This is a genomic window from Micromonospora sp. BQ11, from assembly GCF_052068135.1.
Classification (GTDB): domain Bacteria; phylum Actinomycetota; class Actinomycetes; order Mycobacteriales; family Micromonosporaceae; genus Micromonospora.
Map to the genome: position 1 here is coordinate 145,250 of NZ_JBQHDB010000013.1, position 18,609 is coordinate 163,858.

General features: G+C 65.6%; 10 protein-coding genes, 1 tRNA gene and 1 pseudogene. 5 read left to right on the forward strand and 7 right to left on the reverse strand.

What is annotated here, in order from left to right; translation table 11 throughout:
• Positions 1-196 precede the first annotated feature (196 nt).
• From ACTMSW_RS24785 to ACTMSW_RS24795, 3 genes are all read right to left on the reverse strand, one after another.
• Positions 197-4,117 (reverse strand): hypothetical protein, encoded by a 3,921-nt coding sequence (locus tag ACTMSW_RS24785; protein WP_441183080.1) that lies wholly within the window; start codon positions 4,115-4,117, stop codon positions 197-199.
• A gap of 706 nt (positions 4,118-4,823) precedes the next feature.
• Positions 4,824-5,732, reverse strand: coding sequence for an ImmA/IrrE family metallo-endopeptidase (locus ACTMSW_RS24790; RefSeq protein WP_441183081.1), 909 nt, complete (start codon positions 5,730-5,732; stop codon positions 4,824-4,826).
• Between the two features lie 416 nt (positions 5,733-6,148).
• Complete coding sequence (locus tag ACTMSW_RS24795) at positions 6,149-6,535, reverse strand: hypothetical protein (protein WP_441183082.1); 387 nt, start codon at positions 6,533-6,535, stop codon at positions 6,149-6,151.
• 332 nt (positions 6,536-6,867) lie between these two features.
• On the opposite strand from ACTMSW_RS24795, the gene ACTMSW_RS24800 reads away from it, so the two are divergent.
• The gene (locus ACTMSW_RS24800; protein ID WP_441183083.1) at positions 6,868-11,265 is read left to right on the forward strand and encodes an AAA domain-containing protein; all 4,398 of its coding nucleotides are present in this window, start codon (positions 6,868-6,870) and stop codon (positions 11,263-11,265) included.
• 9 nt (positions 11,266-11,274) lie between these two features.
• The gene (locus ACTMSW_RS24805; RefSeq protein WP_441183084.1) at positions 11,275-12,093 is read left to right on the forward strand and encodes a hypothetical protein; all 819 of its coding nucleotides are present in this window, start codon (positions 11,275-11,277) and stop codon (positions 12,091-12,093) included.
• A 321-nt stretch (positions 12,094-12,414) separates the two neighbouring features.
• On the opposite strand, the gene ACTMSW_RS24810 is transcribed toward ACTMSW_RS24805, so the two are convergent.
• From ACTMSW_RS24810 to ACTMSW_RS24825, 4 genes and pseudogenes are all read right to left on the reverse strand, one after another.
• A complete protein-coding gene (locus tag ACTMSW_RS24810; protein ID WP_441183085.1) occupies positions 12,415-12,828 on the reverse strand; it encodes a hypothetical protein in 414 nt (137 codons plus the stop codon).
• A complete protein-coding gene (locus tag ACTMSW_RS24815; protein ID WP_441183086.1) occupies positions 12,779-13,360 on the reverse strand; it encodes a recombinase family protein in 582 nt (193 codons plus the stop codon). Before ACTMSW_RS24815 ends, ACTMSW_RS24810 begins: the two co-directional genes overlap by 50 nt.
• 76 nt (positions 13,361-13,436) lie before the next feature.
• Positions 13,437-14,105, reverse strand: a pseudogene (locus ACTMSW_RS24820) (recombinase family protein); the annotation flags it as partial.
• 107 nt (positions 14,106-14,212) lie between these two features.
• Positions 14,213-14,485: a hypothetical protein gene (locus ACTMSW_RS24825; protein ID WP_441183087.1), complete on the reverse strand. Its 273-nt coding sequence runs from the start codon at positions 14,483-14,485 to the stop codon at positions 14,213-14,215.
• 381 nt (positions 14,486-14,866) lie between these two features.
• Between ACTMSW_RS24825 and ACTMSW_RS24830 the strand changes: the two genes are divergently transcribed.
• The 3 genes from ACTMSW_RS24830 (at position 14,867) to ACTMSW_RS24840 (ending at position 18,578) form a co-directional block, all read left to right on the forward strand.
• A tRNA-Ser gene (locus ACTMSW_RS24830) sits at positions 14,867-14,932 on the forward strand.
• Positions 14,933-15,500: 568 nt separating this feature from the next.
• Positions 15,501-16,256, forward strand: a complete 756-nt coding sequence (locus tag ACTMSW_RS24835) for a hypothetical protein (RefSeq protein WP_441183088.1) — start codon at positions 15,501-15,503, stop codon at positions 16,254-16,256.
• A gap of 390 nt (positions 16,257-16,646) precedes the next feature.
• Positions 16,647-18,578, forward strand: a complete 1,932-nt coding sequence (locus ACTMSW_RS24840) for an ATP-dependent nuclease (protein WP_441183089.1) — start codon at positions 16,647-16,649, stop codon at positions 18,576-18,578.
• Positions 18,579-18,609 lie beyond the last annotated feature (31 nt).

Below are 18,609 nucleotides of genomic sequence, written 5' to 3' on the forward strand. Positions count from 1 at the left end.
TGGGCGTAGAAGCTCGGCTGGTTGGCCTTGACCGGACACGTACGCGTCCCCGCCGGCAGCGGCCACAGCGCGGGCGTGAGCGACCTGCGCATGCAACGCGTCCGCGACGCTCACCACCCCCGTCAGGCCACCCAGCCGTGCGTTGACCTGCTCCAGCAGCGGCCGTCAGAGCTTCCAAGTCCGTCGAGCCTCGCCATCACTGGCGCTTCGGCCAACTGACGTCGAGCACGTAGACGCTCACGTCGAACTGCGGCGCCACCTCCGCGGCCCAGCGCCGCATGTCGTCGAGGAGCCTCTGCTTGTCGGCATACTTCCGCGATCCGGAGGTCCGTTGTTCGGGCGGAAGCCAGTACACGAGATAGATGCCGTGCCGTTGGCTGGTCGCTGCGAGGTATCGCCGCACGAGCTGATCTTGTAGTGCGGTGGGCACCTCGTCGTTGCTGACCAGCTTCGCCTCGATGATCGCTTCGGCGACTTCGATGGGTGTTGTGTTGGTCGGGGCGCCTGCGGTCAGGTCGATGCGTGTGCCGGAGCCCTTGACCGCGATGCGTTCGACCTGGGGCTCCCGGGTGAGGATAACGCGGTCCCGGCCGAGTTGGTCGGTCAGGCGGCGTCGCAACCAGTCGGTGATGTCGTCCTCGCTGCCGAGGTTCTTGCCGTTCGGTGACCACAGGTCGCGGAAGCCGTTGTTGCGCGAGATTTCATGCTGCAGGTCGTCGAGGTGGTTCAGCAGGGCGAGGATCAGGTCGCCGGAGTTGCGGATGAGCCGTAGATCCGAGCGGCCGAGCAGGTCGAGCAGGCCGGTCGGGTCGAGGTGGGCCTGGGCATTGTCGGCCGCGATCTGGCGGGCATGACGCAGATGGTGTTGGATGAGCGCCTGCGCTTGCGGTGGCTGCCCGTCGGCTAGCACCTTGAGTTCCGTGGCGAGGCCGCGCATGGCCAGCACTTCGACTGCGTAGTTGCGCATGCGGGCTTCCCGCTGCGCCGGGCTGTCGAACGAACCCTCATCTTCCCGCGTGTTGGTGAACGGCAGCCGACCGAGCAGGAGGCGGGCCAGGTCGGCCAGCCGGTCGTCGTCGACCGTGTCCAGCGGCAGACTCTCAACGAGTTCCAGGAATCCGCCGGGCGGCGTCGACTCGCTCAACAGACGGCCGATCGTGCCGCGGGTGTCGACGTGGGCGAGGTGCCGGTTCGCGGCGCGGGACAGCTGCGAGTCATCTCCGTTCGCCACCGACCGGGCCGTGACAGCGGCCACGTGCGGGTCATGTTCGATCAGGAAGGCGAGAATGTCGGCATTCTGGTCGTCGGGGTAGCGGCGCTGCGGCAGGATGGCGGTCAGGTCGGGCACCAGGTCCTGGGCGAAGTACTTGTAGAGGGGTGTGCGCCGCCATTCGCTGCGGCTGTCGAGCGAAGTTCGCACCGCGGTACGGATTTCGGCCTTCGCCTCGGCGGGCGCGAGGTCGACAAGGTCCCCGAGCAGGTCGTTGTCGGCGAAGGCCCAGGCGTTCGCGATGGCGGGCGCCCACCTCGCCCACGCCGTCTGCGGGAGGTCGCCGAGGCGCTCCGGCGCATGGCGGGCTAGCGTCGTCAGCAGGTAGACCCCTGACCAGTCGCGGATGACGTCGAGTCCAATCTCGGCTTTGCCCAACCACAGGTCCGGGTTGGGTGAATGCCCAACGAGGTATTCGAGGCCCCGGTCAAGGACCTCTCGCTGCTCGTCGTTGGTCAGCAGCGACCAGCCCTGGCGAGCGGCGAGGTCGCAGAAGAACAGTGGCTCCAACTTGTTGCCCAGCACCAGAGCTATCGGGATGGCGGCCCACGCGGCGAGGTCTTGACGGGCGGCCGAGATCGCCGCTCGGAGTGAGGTAGCGTCGGACCGGTCCTCGGTTTCTTGCTCGTCGTGTTCTTGCTCGTCTTCTGTTGGGGCAGGCGGGGCAATTAGCCGCTGAAGGCATCGAGCCAGGACGTCGTGGCCGGTGGCTCGTTCCTCGTTGACTGCGTCCGTCAGCCAGTCGATGTCGTCGGCGGTGACGAGACCGAGTTGAAGTAGGACGATCCATCGGTGCTCGTCGATTTTTGCCGCGACGGCGAGGGTGAGATGTCGACGCTGGGCGGTGTCTAGTGCCCAGTGCGCGTCGACGCGGATGTGTCCGGCCAGGTTGATGGCGAGCTCGGCCAAGGGTCCCAGCACTGCCGGGTCATCGGATGCGGCTACGGCTCGCTGCGCGATCCGAACCGGCACATCGCTCGTCCATCGACGGGCCTCGGCGAATCCATGAGGCTCGAGGCTTGCACGCGCCCAGGCGAGAATCTCGGGCAGATCGGCGTTCGGAATCCTGGCCGGGAGCTCCCAGAGGAACTTTCGATATGCGCCGATGAAATTGACACGCCGCGGCCGGGTGAGGAAGGGCAGCAGCCGGGTGGTGGTCAGGTGCTGCGGGTAGAGCCCGTCAAGCAGTCCGGCCCGCAGCTCGTCGTCTGGGTCCGCGTCCGGGTGGAGCTTCAGGCCGTCGAGCAGAGCCGCCCGCTCGGGCGCTGAGCCTAGGTCGGTCACCACATCGATCGCAGGCCTGCGGACCCACGACGGAAGCCGGTCGTCGAGCGCGATCGCCAGCGCCGCAGGGGCGACCGCCGAGATTCGTCCGGCCAGGGCGAGCCGACAGATCCACCATGCCTCGAAAGGCTGGTCGATCCAGGCCGCCAGCCGGTCGCTGAGCTGCCGCGCCAGGTCGGGGTGGACGACTACCGACAGGTCCAGGGACCACCGCGGCGGCGCCTCGTGCTCCCGCGCGTCCGCGAGCAGCGCGTCCACGACCGCCGCCCGTGCGGCCGGCGGCAGGTCAACTTCGGACTCGACCAAGGCCGCTGCGTTAGCGGGCACTACGATGTCGGCGAACTCCGGGCGCAGCGCCACAATCCACGCCGCGACCGCGACCATCGAGCGCGGCAGCACCCCATCGGTCAGGCCGAGCAAGGCCGCGACCTGGGACCGCCTGGGCGCCCGGTCCACCACGTACCTGGCGGCGAGGTAGTCAACGTACTCCTGGTGCCGGAAGGCGACGGTGTCCTGCGGCGCGGTGTCGAACAACGCGCTGCCCAGCACCTCCGCGTAGACCTCGCCCCCAACCGTGACGTCGGGGCGGTCCGGCTCCGGCCTAGTCGGTAGCTCGGCGACCGCGACGGCGGCCTGACCGGCGCCGGTGCGGAACGCGAACCGGCCGACCCCACCGAACGCAGCGAAGACAGCCAGCCGGCCGGCGGTCCGGCGCCGCACGTCCGCGCCCGTCCGCAACGGCTGCCGAAGATCCTCCCGCTCGGTCAGCAGTCGCTGAACCTCCGACTCCAGGGCATCCACGCGCCGGCCCGGAAGACGACCCGTCTCCTGCCACTGCCGGGCCGCCGCGATGAAATGCAACAGCGAGGCGCTCAACCGGCTCCGGCCCGCCGCAGCCAGCGCATCCAGAAAGCCCTCGTCGACATCGAGGGAGGCGAGCAGGCGACGGGCCGCTTCACGCGTCATCGGCAGCAGGCGCAGTCTTTCGACACTCTTGACGCCGTCGACGAATGCACTGGTCCAAGCCGAAGGGCGGCACGCGAGCCGCCACTCGACCCCATCGGTCCCGGGTCTGGACATCGCCCGGTTCACCAGCCGGACAAGGGCCGGCTCGGTAAGCAGGGCCTCGTCCAAGGAATCGAGGTAAATCGGTTTCCCGAACGCGATCGCCGCACCGATCGCTCGGCCGATATCGGCGCCCCGGAGCCCGACGAGGTCGACCTCGAGGCCGTCCTCCTGCCGCCGCAAAGCATCGAGTACGACCGACTTCCCGACGCCGCCTGGCGCGAGTAGGACAAAGCTACCCGGTCGCCCGGCGAGGTCCCCGGCCGGCGTGATGCCGGCGGCCGCGCCGATGTCGAGAAAGCCGTCGCCGTCCAGCGGCGTGTGCTCCTCGTCCGCGCCTTGGACGTGGCGTTCGACTGCACCGATGGTCAACAGCCCCTCCGCTCCGCGTTGCGCATCCATCCTAGAAAGACGGCGATTGGCGCCCGAACCAAGGATGGCCTCGGCGTCGCCGCCAGCTGACTTGATCCGCCGGCGAGGGCGTTCAACCTCGGACACCACCCCATGTCAGTTGAGCCAGAGCTGACCTGGCTGGCAATCTCCGTCAGGCGGAAGGAGATTCGGGCACTGGGGGAGGCGCTGACCCCCAGAGACGAACTGGAGACGCGGCACCGGGCGGACGCTCTGGCCAGGCTGGCCGGCACGAAGGACACCCGCCGCGGATCACCGCCGGATACCGGGCGCCCCACTTCGCCGCGAGGTCGTCGAACGCCGGAAGATCAGGCTGACGGCCGCCGGCGGGTCCTCCGGCTCAAGGCCGGCGAGCCGCTTGATTGTTGGCATTCAAGTCCGCGGGCCTCGCGGTGGCGTTCTGGCACAAGTTCGTAGGCGCCAGCTCGCGCAGCACCCGACGCAGATCTCGTTGCCGTTGTCGTGCTAAAGGAAGAACCGACCGGTGCGCGTACCAGCCATGAACATGCCGTAGGGGCGGATGTTAGCGGCGGGGGTGCTGTTGGATCACTATCGGGAGCATGTGAGCGTGCGGTTCGCTGCGGAGGTGGGCGTGCAGGTCGATGAACATCTGTTGACGCCGAGCGGTTGGCGCAGCGACGGACCACCATGGTCGGATGCAGCTATTGTCGGAGGAGGCTCAACTCAGGCTCGGTGAGGTGGCGAGCCAGTGCCCGACGAGAGCACCCAACGAACGCCGATCATCGGGAACTTGAGTTCGAGACGTGTGGAAGCTGTTGCGGATGGCAAGCGGTCACCGCAAGATTTGGTTGTCAAGCTGATGTTGCACAATCATCGGCGAAACCTGATACTTCCTCGCAAGTTCCTCTATCTCACGCTCCTCGGCCCCTAGGTGAATGGATTCAACGGAAAGTTGTCCGGCGATTCCCTCGGCAGGCGCGAGCAGTTCGGCCGCGAACGCCCGCTCCACCTTCTGCAGGTCCGTGTAGGCCGTTGTAACCAAGAACCGGGATTCACTTTGCCAAAGTAGATGCCACAGCGCTCTCGCGATGGTGAATCGCCTTGCTGCCTCGGGCTGATGATTGCCTACGATGACCAACGCAGGCGTGTCGGGGTCCTTGCCACCAAGTGCCTGCAGCCCTCTCGGGGGCACTGCACGAGCGGAGGCCCGGAGAATACCTTGTAGCTCAAACGGATCCGCCGCATCGATCCCAAGAGTTCCTCGCACCCGACGCGCTTGCGCCCACCCTCTCTCCCAAGGGCGAAGGTGGGACCAGTCGGGGCTCGGGGACAACTCGGATCTGAGCGCCTCTACTTGATCGGCGGCTGGGGCGGTAAGCCGCCGAATGTCCTCTTGCGCGGCAGCTACCCACTCTAGGGCTACCGAGATTTTGTCGGGCTGCACCACATCCATGAAGTCGTCAAGCAACTGATCATCCAGTTGATCTGCTGCTCGGAGAATATCTGCCTCATACTTCTCCGCTTCTGAATAGGGGTCAAGGCCTAGACGCGCGGAAGTCAGGCAGAAGGCTGCTTCTTGCGGTTCCGTGCTCTGAATGGCCGCCCATTCAACTTGAAGTTGTGTGTCCTGGATTTCCGTCTCGGCAAGCCGCGAGACTACCACCTCAACGAAGTCGGTAAGGCGTTGCTGTAACAGAGAGCTTTCAATAACAACTTCGCCGCTGGTAAGGAATCGAATCACTTGGCTAGCGGCGTCCGGGGGGTCGGCACGCCAAACGAGGCGCGTCGTACCCCCTTCGGGAAGAATGAATAGATTGGGCCAGAGGAATCCGTCGCCTGCGCTCCGGACGTTGTGTCGCTGTCGCTGAAGATAGTGATCTGAGGCCGACCGTGCATAAGAGCGGCTCTTCGACAGGGTGGACGCCGGCCTGGAGTGAGCCCTTAGGAACCACCAGTTAAAGGCGATCCACTCAGCCAGAGGGTACAAGGAGCAGTAGATTGACCTGCGGGAGCTGCCAGACTCCTTGTCCTCGACCAAAGTCAGCGTTTCGCCTCCGACATGAATCTCAAGACGAGCCCACGTTGCTCTTAGCTCGGCGGCTTTGACACTCGGCGCCGCCAGCCACTCCCACCTTATTTCTATATCTTGATACTCACTCATTTCAGTCCCTCTGGGTACTGATCCGGTTCGAGGGGGTAGCCCTTGTACTGGCCGAGCTCCTGGTTTACCAGCCTACCCTCGTAGACAACCTCGGACTGGCGATGCCAGACATAGCGGGGGTAGTTGCCTTCCCAAGGCTCGCCGACATTGCCTGCCGCTATGGCGGCCTGCAGCCACGCGGTTAGCTCCTTTGGGTCTGCTAGGCGCGGATCGCACTTGCTCGCATCTGCGCGTAGCCGTGGCTGTCCGGCGAACGAGGGGTAACTCTTATGCTCGCTGCTGCCCACATATCGGACGTTCTCGGCGAGCTGTGCAAGCTCGACCTCCGCGGGAGGACTCGTAAGAGATCTTCTCAGTGGTCGACGTCGCCGTGTGGCACGCATGCCCTCAGTATGGCTTGGAAGCGCCGATGATGCGAACCCCCGCCTTCCTGCGCGGTTGGGCGAGACGTCGTGTTAGTTGTGCCCCGCAGAGCGGTGTGGCAGGCCGGTGTCGGGTTCCGGGCGGTGGCCCTGTCGGGGCAAAGTGCGGCACAGCCGGGGAAGACTTGCGCCCTGTCACTGGGTTGAGTCGCCAGATGTCTCACTTCCGGCAGATGGTTGCCTTCAGTAGTTGGTTGCGTGCATCCTGTTGGGCTGGGCGAGCCCGAGGAGGCATAGTGCCGGACCCCGTGTCCCCGACAAGTCCTACCGTCAGACGTCTGACCCAAGGTCTCGTGGCGCACCTGCTCGCGCAGGTCAAGAGCAGCGAGCGGCCGAATCGCGACGCGATCGACGAGGCCAACACCTACTGGCTTTGTAGGCTGCCGCAAGACAACGCGCGTTCCCGCGGACCGGTCATCATGCAGGTCGCCTACCCTCCACCACCGGAACCACCTGTACCCCCAACAGCGCTTCGTGACCTACTAGACGGTACGGAGTACGGCAATGCCGAAGGCCCGCCACTCCAACTCGTGACGAACGACAGTGGGCGTGCAGCCACAGGTCCGGCAATCTCCGATTCCCTTCGGCGGGAGTACGAGGACTGGCTCGCCGTGTGGACGAAGTGGGCCGAGCAGGAGCGCGGCATGAGGGAGCAGCGCGCCACCTACACCTACCTGGAGCGACTTCAGCGCCTGGCACAGCAACGCGGCGATGCCGAGGAGCTTGTGCTCGGTGTCGGTCTCCTTACCTCCAGCGCCGCTGGCCGCTGGGCCGTTCGGCGGCACCTGCTGGTCTGGAACGCCGCCATCGTTGAGGACCCGGCGACCGACAGCCTGCAGGTCACCTTGTCCCTCGACCAGCGGATGAAGATCGAGGACCAAGACTTTCTCACGTCTCAAGACGGATACCGCGCCAAGCCCTTCGAATCTCCTTGGTTCGATACGGGAGCGCAGCTGCACCCCTTTTCGCCGGAGGTGGTGCGCCTACTGCAACTCTGGCGGCGCCGTTGCTGGGACCGTGCTCTCCACCTTGCTGACGACCGGTGGGAACCTCCGCTCCTCGACGAGGCCGACACGACACGGCTGACCCTCGCCCCAGCCCTGTTCCTCCGCCGCCGTGACCGCAAGGGACTGGAGCGGGTCTACCGCACCATCGCTGACAGCCTTGAGGACGCGGAATCTCCTACCCCCCTCGGGCTGGCGCAACTCGTGACCCCGATCGAGGCAACGGAACGCTGCAATTGGCTCAAGGGCGCGGGACGGGATCGCCCGGTCAACAGCGACGACCCGCTGTTTCCTCTCGCCAGTAACCGAGAGCAGCGCAGGGTGCTGGCCAAGCTCAGCGACGACACGACCGTCGTCGTGCAGGGCCCACCAGGCACGGGCAAGACACACACGATCGCCAACCTCATCTGCGCGCTGCTCGCCGACGGCCAGAGGCTGCTCATCACGAGCCAGAAGGACCAAGCGCTGCGCGTGCTCCGCGAGAAGTTACCCGAGTCGGTGCGGCAACTGTGTGTACTCATGACGGGCATGCAACGGACAGGAACAGACGAACTCGACCGCAGCATCACCGCGCTGTCGGAGCTGTCCTCCACGATCACCGTCGACGAGCTACGTAGCGACATCACCCAACTTCGGCAACAGCGCGCCAGCCTGAGCGCTCAGCTCGAGCAGACGATCCGGGGTTTGGGCGTGATCCGCGAACAGGAGTACACGATTCACCCGCCGATCGCCGCTGGCTATGGCGGCACGCTCGCGCAAATCGTCGAACAAATCAACGCCGGCCGCGATCAGCACGGCTGGATCGAACCCCTACCCACCGGCGCCTGCGGGGATGCGCCCCTGTCGAACGACCAGGCCCAACAGTTGTGGCAGCTTCTCACCTCCGCCACACCAGAACGCGCCGCACGAGCCCAGCAGTTCATTCCCGACCCCGACCAGGTTCCACACGCCGCGGACGTCGCCGCCACGATCGCCACCATCGCTCACGCTGAGCGGATCCTCGGCGCCGATCACACCGCCACCGCCTGGTCACTCACCACCCTCGACGACGCCACCCTTGCTGAAATTCAGCGCCACGTCGCGGTTGCCACCGATGCCCTGGCATCCTGCGGCCTACCCGACGCGATCACTGACTGGGACCCCGCAGACTGGCGACGCAGAGCCGCCGAAGCGCTCCTAACCCGGCAAAGCCCGGCCTACTGGGAGGCCCTATTCGCCGAACTGCGAGAGGTGGAGCCCCACGTACGTGCCCTCACGGCGCTCAACGACTGCGACATCGACCTGGGCACCACACCCCTCACCGCAGCCCACCTCAGCCGCCTCTCGGGCCAGGCCAAGCGTCTGCGTAGGCACCTGGCCAATGGCCGACGCCTACGCCGCTACCTGCCCCCACGCGCCCAGCTCGACGCCACCGACCTGCTGCAAAGCTGCACGGTTGACGGCGCCCCGCCCGCCACCACCTCAGAACTGACCGCACTGTCCACCTTCCTTCAGGCCGAAACAGCCGTCACCACGGCTCTGGAAGCATGGGCCCAGGTCGGCGTTCCGACGTTCCACGGGCCGCTACGCCGTCGAGTCGCACATCTCCACGACATCTCACACAACGCCTCGGCCCTGCGCACGCTCGCCGCAGCGCGGGACACAGTGGAGCGCCTTCTACGCAGCCACGGAATCCGCTTCGCAGTCCGCAGCCCGCAAGATTGGGACCTCCTCGTCCGCATTGGCCACAACCGAACGACTATCACCGGGGCACGGCAGGCGTCCGAAGCCATCACTGAGCTCACCAACAGAATGCAGACATGGCGCCGGAACCCAGACGCCGCCCCCGAAGCCGCCGAGCTCAGCGTTGCTCTTGGAAGCAGCGACATCGACCGTTACGCGGCGGCCCGCCGACAGCTTGATCTGGCCAGGAGCGACAAGGCCTCACAACAGCGCTGCGAACAGCTGCTCCAGAGACTCTCCGCCGCCCACCCGGCACTCGCCACCCAGATCAACGAGAACCTCAACGATCCAACCTGGGGACACCGCCTCAACGACCTCGAAGCGTCGTGGGCCTGGAGCGCAGCAGCGGCCTACCACCAGATGATCCGGCCAACAGATACCGAGCAGATCCACGAGCAGCGCATCGGCGATGTTGAACTAGAACTCAACCGCGTGACCGCAGAGCTAGCTGGTAAACAGGCTCTGCAACACTGCCTGGAACATATAACGGAAGAACAGCGTCAAGCTCTCCAGTCCTACAAGACCAACATGGGCGCCTACGGCCGAGGGCAGGGCAAGAACAAGGACCGGTACCTCACCGCAGCGTTCGAGGCGATGAAGAACGCCCAGCAGGCCGTCCCCGCCTGGGTCATGCCCCTATCAGCCGTGATCGACACCATCACGCCACGACCCAACGCCTTTGACGTCGTCATCGTCGATGAAGCCAGCCAAGCCAGCGTCGACAACCTCTTCCTTCTGTGGCTGGCACCACGAGTCATCGTCGTCGGCGACGAGAAGCAGTGCGCACCCGGTGCCAACTACCGAAACAACGACTCCGAGGCCGTGCAAGAGAGCCTAGACCGGCACCTAGCCGACATGGCCTTGAACCTGCGCAACGGTTTCCTCCCCACCTCGAATCTCTACGAACTCCTAGCCACCCGCTTCTCCGATGTCGTTCGACTCTCCGAACACTTCCGATGCATGCCCGAAATCATCGGATGGTCCTCTGCGCAGTTCTACGACGGCAGACTTATCCCACTCCGTCAGTTCGGGGCCGACCGCCTCGACCCCCTCAGAGTCGTGCAAGTCAACGACGCCATGGAAGAGGGACAACGGGCAACCCTGCGCAATCAGGTCGAAGCCAGCGCCATCATCGATCACGTTCAAAAGATCATCGACGACCCGATGTGCCGCAACAAGACCATCGGTATCATCGCGTTGCAGAGCGGCAAACAGAATCAGATCCTTGAGAAGCTGCTCTACGAGCGCATCGACCCGGCCGACATACGCCACCGACAAATTCGAGTTGGCCAACCACCCGACTTCCAAGGCGACGAACGCGACATCGTCCTGCTGTCCATGGTCGTGACGAAGGCCAGAACGGCTCTCACCGGCCGCACCGAGCAGCGTCGGTACAACGTCGCCGCCAGTCGCGCCCGTGACCAACTCTGGCTGTTCACCTCGGTGCCCCCTAACAGCCTGAATCCCACCGACCTTCGCCACTCCCTGCTGACCTACATGCTCCACCCTCCGGCGACCTTCACGGTCGATCCCGAGCTCGATGACGTCACCCCCGACACCCGCACCCAACCCTTCGCCTGCCTGCTGCAGCAACGCGTCTTCCTGGAGCTCCGGCGCCGCGGCTACGCCGTAGTCCCGCACTACCCCGTCGACCACCGAGCCATCGATCTTGTCGTCGTCGGCGACAACGGCCGGTTGGCCGTCGAGTGCGACACACCGTCGCGGTACCGACAACCCGAGCAGGTCCAGCAGGAACTACACCGCGAGCGAGAACTACGCCGAGCCGGTTGGCAGTTCATTCGCATCCGGGACAGCGAATACCTGCACGACCCCGCTGCCGCCCTCGAACCACTCTGGCAGCAACTACAGCAACGAGGCATCGAACCCCGTTCACTGCCCGCAGCACCACGCCAGCAGCCACGTTGGAGACCCACAACGCTGTCCGATGACGAAGACGACCTCTAGGAGACCCGCGTGCTCGAGAGTATCGACGACAACACCCTCGATGAGATCGCCCGAATCGCTTGTGGCGGCGACGACTACCCCGTGTATCGACGTGGGGCCGAGCTGCCCAAGCTTCTCCAACAAGCCGGCTGGGAGAACGTCGCGCCCTACAACGGCGAACAGCGCCGAAGCTGGCTCACCAACCAGCTCCGTCAAACTCGAGACACACCCGGGGCCATCGACGCGCTCGTCTGCCGCCTTGCTGACCGACGTGAGTACGTTCATCGTAACGAGCCCCTGGCCGCCGCCGAGGTCACCGAGCTACTCAACAGCATCCTCGCCATCGAAGGCTTCGAGATCGCACACAGCCAGGGGCGACCCGTCATTCGGCCCTACAAGCAGCCAGAGGACCAAGAGCAACAGTCACCAGACGTCATGCTCCACGTGGCCATGGCAGACATCGTCCGCGACGCCGACCTCGCGATCGTCCTTGAAAGTCGGCTCAACGAGGCACGTATCTGCGACCGCAACGGTGCCTACGCCAGCGCGATCATCATGCTCGGCAGCCTTCTGGAAGGCGTTCTCCTCGACGCCGTCAAGGCCCGCATGCCCAACGCACAAAAGCCTCTCGACAAGTGGACCCTGCACGAGCTGATCGAGACCGCCCACCATGAAAAGTGGATACAAGCCGACGTCCGCGGTTTCGCTGGAAAACTCCGCGAATACCGCAACCTCGTGCATCCCAACGCCCAGGTGAAGATCGGCCATGCTCCAGACCGCGATACTCTCAGCATGTGTTGGCCCGTGATCAACGCAGCCCTTAACGACTTGGCGGCCACCGCAACATGACACCGAGGCTGCGGCTGGCCGCTCGACGTACTCGACATGCCTCAAGAGATCCCGTGCGCCAGCGGGCCCCAGCCGTCGTCGGCCGGCTGACCAGCGCCGACATCGAACGAGGGCGGTGAACCTCGTGCACTGAGCGCCGAAGAATTTGAGCGCTACGACTGCCGGCACGTCGACCGGCTGAAGCGCGCTAAAGGCAGAAATGCTTAGCAGCGGCTCACCGACGCCTGATTGAGCGGTCATAGGGGATAGCTGCACATTCATCTTGGCCAGTCGATGACGGGGTGAGCCGCTGCGCAAGGCATGTGGCCCAATGTGTCCGAGCTAACATTCATGCTCACGCACAGTGATGTGGATTTTGGGGATTGAACCAATCCTGGCCGTGCCGTAACCTATGAGCATGCGCACCCACAATGGTGCACAAATGATGCGTACAAGAGTTCGAATCCCCCCTCGGACACAAACCATTGCCCCACGGTGCGCGCTGAGATCAACTGCAGCGCGCACCGTCTGTGTTTCAGGCTGGAAGGTGAGTCGAAGGCCGAGCTGCCGGTAGACGTCGGCCTTGTCGGCGGGGTCGGCGTCGCGCAGCACGGTGGCGATGTCGCCGAGTGTGTTCACCAGGCTGGTGGTTTCTGCTCGGTTCATCCGGCGTGGGTTGTTGGCCTCGTTGGCGTGGAGATCTGCTTCAGCGCGGGCGCGTGCCGCTTGGGTTTGCGTGGTCCAGTCGGTGACCACGGCCGGGTCCGCTCCGGCGTCGAGCGCGGCGCGGGTAGCGTTCGAGCTTGGCGTCGCAGTCGGTGATGATGGCTCTGGCCTTCGTAGCGGGCGCGGGTGGTTGGTTGGGCGGTTGGGCATCGGCCGTTGCGGTGATCGTCTGTTCGATGTGCTGGGGTGCGAAGGCAGAGGCCAGCCAGGTATCGAGCGGGTGGGTGAGGGCGTCCTCTCGCAGGTATACGTTGCGGGGGTGTGGGACCTGGTTGGCGAGGGCGTATTCCTGCGGGAAGCGGCAGCGGTAGTAGGCGTCGCCGTGGTTGTGCTGGCCTTGCGATGCGTCGGTCGCAGGTGGCGCAGTAGATGAGGCCGCGGAGGCGTACGGGTTGCGGGTGCGTTGCCTGATGTGTTGTCCGCCTGTTCCTCGACCCCGGCGATGCAGGATGGCTTGGGCCTGCTCGAAGGTCGCGTCGTCGATGATTGGCTCGTGGACGGTCTCCGTGGAGATCACCCATTTGTCGCGGGTGTTCCAGCGCATGACGCCGGTGTGGCCCATTGCGACGTCCTCGACATCGAGCAGGACCTCGTCGGTCGCGTTGTTTGTTCCACACCTGTCGCCCGGTGTAGCGGGGGTTGGTCAGGTTGACGCGGACGGCGCTCTTGGACCAGGCGATGCCGCTGCGGTGCCGGTTGCGGGTTCGGTGGTGCGCTGATGGGCAGGGGACGTGGTTGGCGGTGAGTCCTTCGGCGATGGCGTAGATGCCGATGCCTGCGAGGAACTCGGCGAAGATTCGTCGGACGATCGGGGCCGTCTGCTCGTCCGGGCTGAGTCCCTTGAGGCGTTTGCCATCGGCGGCCTTGGCGGGGTTGGGGTGGGGCCCCAGGTCGCGCAGGGTGTAGCCGTAGGGCGGGCGTCCGTCGAGGTAGCGGCCCTCGAGAAGGGTCTGGGCGGCCATGGCGGTGCGGACGCGGAGTTTGATCCGGTTGCGTTCGCCTTTGCTCATGCCGCCGAAGACGGACATGACCAACTCCTGAGCCTCGTTGTCGGGGTCGATGGGGCCGCCGATCTCGGGAACCCAGAGTTCGACGCCGTAGTGGGCGAACAGCGGCACCGTGAGGCCGAACTGGTTGCCGTAGAAGGCGCGATGAGGTTCGCCGACGACGACGGCGGAGAACCCGCGGTGTGGGTCGCGTAGCGCCGCAAGGAGAAGGTTGGCCTGCGTTCGGCGCTGCCACGGGAGGGAGCGGCTCTGACCGACGTCGAAGTACTCGGTGACGATGCGGCCGCCATGGGGCTGAATGAGTGTGGTCGCGCGGGTGAGTTGCCAGCTGCGCGACTATTCGGGGTCTTGGTTGTCCTCGGTCGACACACGACCGTAAAAGGGCACAGGGTTTCGGCTGAGGGGTGTCATGCGTTGTCCTCCATCGAGTCGGTTGGGCGGCGGTCCTTGACCCGTGTGAGCAGCTTCAGCAGGCCGGCAGCAGCGGCGGGATTGAGCTCGGGTGCCTGGTGGGGAGCCTCCACGTTGGTGAGCTCGGTCGTCGTGCGGCCGCTGATGCTGCCGACCGTCCATGAACCGTTGCTCTCCCTGGGCTGGTCAAGTCGCTTGTTCCGTTCCGGGGCCGTTGCCGGATCGGGCTCGTTGCCTTGCTGATCTTGTCGGTCGGAGGGCAGGGTCATGGGCCTCCGTCCGGTGGTTGATCCGTCCGGGGCAGCGGTAGGTGTTCCTGTTTCGTCCGCTCCTTGGGCTCCCCAAGCTCCATGTGAAGAAGGCCGGGTTGGGGTGCGACGCGGTCGCCGGCGTCGTGACTGGTCGGGGTGTAGCTGCCGTTTGATGTACTGACGGCTGGCGTTGTGGCGGATGGCTTGGTGGGCATGGAAGGTTTCCTCCGAGAATCGGCTGTGTACTGGTTGCTGACCGGGCGAGTAGAAGCGGCCGGTGCCATGAGGCACGGCCGCTCATTGGGTAGATCGGGTGTCGAAACTAGGCGGGAGTCAGGCCCCTCGACCGCCTCCAAGCTGACTGATCAAGCTCCGGACCGACCGACGGGGCGACTTCGAGCGGTGCGACCCGGCAACATCTGACTACGGATCAGAAGGTTAGGGGTTCGAGTCCCTTCGGGCGCACAAGATCAAGAGAGCCTGACCTGCGGAAACGCAGGTCGGGCTTTCTGTTCTTCCGCCCTTGTGGACGTTTGGCTGCTCGGTGGCTGCTCGTCCGACGAGCGTGCCCTACGTCCCGCCGCTTCCCGGGTAGTCCACGCGTGTCCGGGTGGGTCTGACCGGCGGCAGCGTGGAGAGCGATCGAGTTGATAGACAAAGGTCGGTTGCGATGTCCTGTGGGGCGGGTTGGTCGCGAGTTGCCATGACCAAATGGGGGAAGGCGCGCGGCCGTGCGCGCTCGTGCCGCACGATGGTCGCCCGTGTGCCGCCGTTAGTCGCGGCCGGGACATCTGCGCCGCCCTCACGTCACCGGCGGCCAGCGGCCCGCTCGGATCGACCGCGCACCGGTGAGCTATTCTGGTGGATGCGGTGGCTCTGCGCCACCCGTTTCTCCTGTCGCCCGCGGCCCACGCCCCTGCGCGACACCGAGGGACAAGGGCCGAAAGCTCGTCGCAGAAGATGATCACCGATGGCGGACGCCGTACCCCCTCGGTGGTGGCGTGGGCACCACGAGGGAGAGGCGGACATCGTCATGAGCAAAAACCCGCAGGCCAAGAGACTCGCCCAGAGCTTCGACATCTCGTACTCCGAGGCCCTGGGCGTCATCCGGGACGAGTCGGAGCTGGCCGAGGAATTGGCCGACCACGAGAACACCTCGATCCGTGCCGCGATGGAGAAGCTGGCGGCGGACTATCCGATGGTGCGGGCGAGAGCCGCCCAGGACGGCGTGTCCTTCCGGACGGCCCTCGATCGGATCCGGGACGAGCAGGCCCGGCAGCGCCGGTTCGGCGACGCGGCAGCCTCGTTTCCCACCGTGGAGCAGCTACTGCGCAAGGCGCTGGTCGGTGCCTGCGACGACCTGACCGACGAGCCCGTTCACCGCGACGGCGAGGACGACCTCGAGGTGCACGGCCTGCACTTCGACGAAGTGGACCTGCCGGACCACGTCGACGACATCGAGATCGACGTGGTCACCCCCGACCTCGACACGATGATCTGGGACGAGGCCGAGGAGCTGGAGGGCGAGACCTACGTGGGCACCGTCAAGGTGCGCGCGGAGGTGAGCTTCTCCGGGTTCATGCACCGAGGCGACACCTACGCGCACGAGGGCGAAATCACGGTGATCGTGCCGGACTGGAACGAGCGGACCTCCCAGGTGTCGCTCCACCGGCAGGTGATCCTGGAGTTCAACGCGACCGTCATCCCGGGGGCCGAGTCGGTCGAGCTGGAGTTCGTCTCCGCCATGACCGACGAGTTCCCGCCCGACCCGCACAGCATCGGCGTGTAACCGACCCGTGAGCGGCGCCGCCATGCCCTCGCCGGAAGGCCGGTGGAGGTGGCGTCTCGCCCGACAGCCCGCGATAACCCGCTGTAACGCCTGCACGCCAGCCAACGGTCGCGATGGTAGGCCCGGCCAGCTGGGCGATCAGAACATACGTGCTAAAAAGAGGGATAGCGCGGTGCGCGATGTCGGCACGGGCAGTTAGGCTGTCCGGCGTTAGTGCAGAAGGACCCCGGGCGCGTCGCGCAGCGGGCGACGGCACCGGGGCCTCTCCTTGAGTGGCATCAGGACGATACCCCGAAGTAGCACGGTCGCGGCAAGGCATGTCGCGAACGTGTGATCTTTTGCTGCCCAGCTCACGCGCGTCCGGGGCCTCCTACGTCTCGAGGAGGACCATTGAAGCTGGTCAACGCGAAGGTCACCTACTACCGGTCGGTTGAGGACTCTGACGAGTTCGCCGTCGAGCCGGACGTCACCTGCCTGGTCGGGAAGAACGAGTCCGGCAAGACCACCGTGCTGCAGGCGCTCTACCGGCTCAACCCGGTGGAGAAGGTCGAGCTGGAGGAGGTCGTCGACTTCCCGGCGAAGCTCACCCGCAAGCGCAAGGACTGGGGCGCGAAGCAGAAGATCCCCGTGGTGGTGGCCACGTTCCGCTACGACGACGAGGAACTCAAGCGGATCGAGCAGGACCTCGGCCCGGGAGCGCTGCACAGCCCGGAGTTCACGCTCACCATCGGCTACCGCGACAAGACCAAGTGGTTCGGCCTCCGTTGCAACGAGGCTGCGATCGTCAAGCACCTGCGCTCGGGACTCGACCTGCCCTCGGCCGCGGCTGCCACGGTCAACGCGACGAGCACGGTGGCGGACCTGCTGGAGGCGCTCGACAGCCTGGAGGAGCCGCCCGCTGCCGCGACCGCTCTTGCCGAGCGGATCCGGAACTGGCGCGGCGAGGACGTGGGCCTCCACCTGATCGACACGTACGCCTCGCCGCTCATGCCGAAGTTCGTGTACTTCGGCGACTACGACGTGATGCCCGGCAAGGTATCGATCCCAGACCTCATCCGCCGCCGGGACAACGGCACGCTCGAGCGCGGTGAACTGGCCCTGCTCAGCCTGCTCTCCATGGCGGACGTGAGCCTGGAGGACTTCCGGAAGACCGACAAGCACGAGCGGCTCATCCGCGAGTTGGAGAACTCCGGGAACGTCATCTCCGACGAGGTCTTCGAGTACTGGTCGCAGAACACTGACCTCGAAGTCCAGCTCGAAGTTCTTCCGGTCGAGGACGGCGCCCAGCCGCCCCTGAACGAGGGGCCGATCCTGCAGATCCGGGTCCGCAACCAGCGGCACAAAGTGTCCGTACCGTTCGACGACCGGTCCCGCGGGTTCGTGTGGTTCTTCAGCTTCCTGGCCTACTTCAACAATCTGGAAGCGGACGAGGACAACGACCTGATCCTGCTGCTGGACGAGCCGGGCCTGTCCCTGCACGGCCGCGCTCAGGAGGACCTGCTCGAGCTGATCGACAAGCGGCTCGCCCCCAAGCACCAGGTCATCTACACCACGCACTCCCCGTTCATGGTCTCCCCCCGCCAGCTCCAGCGGGTGCGCACCGTGGTCGACCGGGACAAGGTCGGCACCAAGGTCTCCGCAGACGTCCTCAAGGCCGACACCGACACCGCGTTCCCGCTGCTGGCCGCGATGGGCATCGAGATGACCCAGACGCTGTTCATCGGCCAGAACACCCTGCTGATCGAGGGCCCGAGCGACCTGATCTACCTGGACGTGCTCAGCGACGCCGCCGAAACGTCCGGCCGCACCGGGTTGGACCCCCAGTGGGTCAAGACGCCGATCGGCGGCGCGGGCAAACTTTCCACCTTCGCCACCCTGCTCGGCGCGAACCAGCTCAACGTCGCGGTGCTCATCGACTCCAGCACCACCAAAGACACTCAGGCAGTCAAGCGGCTGCGTGACAACGACCAGCTCGCCGCCAACGGCCTCGTCGAGATCAGCGAGTTCACCGGCGCGGGCGACGCCGACATCGAGGACCTCTTCGAGACCGACTTCTACCTGGACCTCATCAACCGGGCCTACGCCACCGCGTTGCCCAACCCGATCACTCCGGCCGACCTCAACACCAACATCCCCCGGGTGGTGCACCAGATCGAGGAGTACTTCCGCAAGCACGGCCTAACCAACGGCCGGTTCAACCACTACAAGCCCGCCGCCGTCCTGATCCGGGAACAGGCCACGCTCATCCCGCTAATCAGCGCCGCCACCCTGGACCGCGCGCAGCGCCTCTTCATCCGCCTGAACTCCCTGATCCGCCCCTGACAGCCGGTAAACACCGAGTGGACGCGGGCCG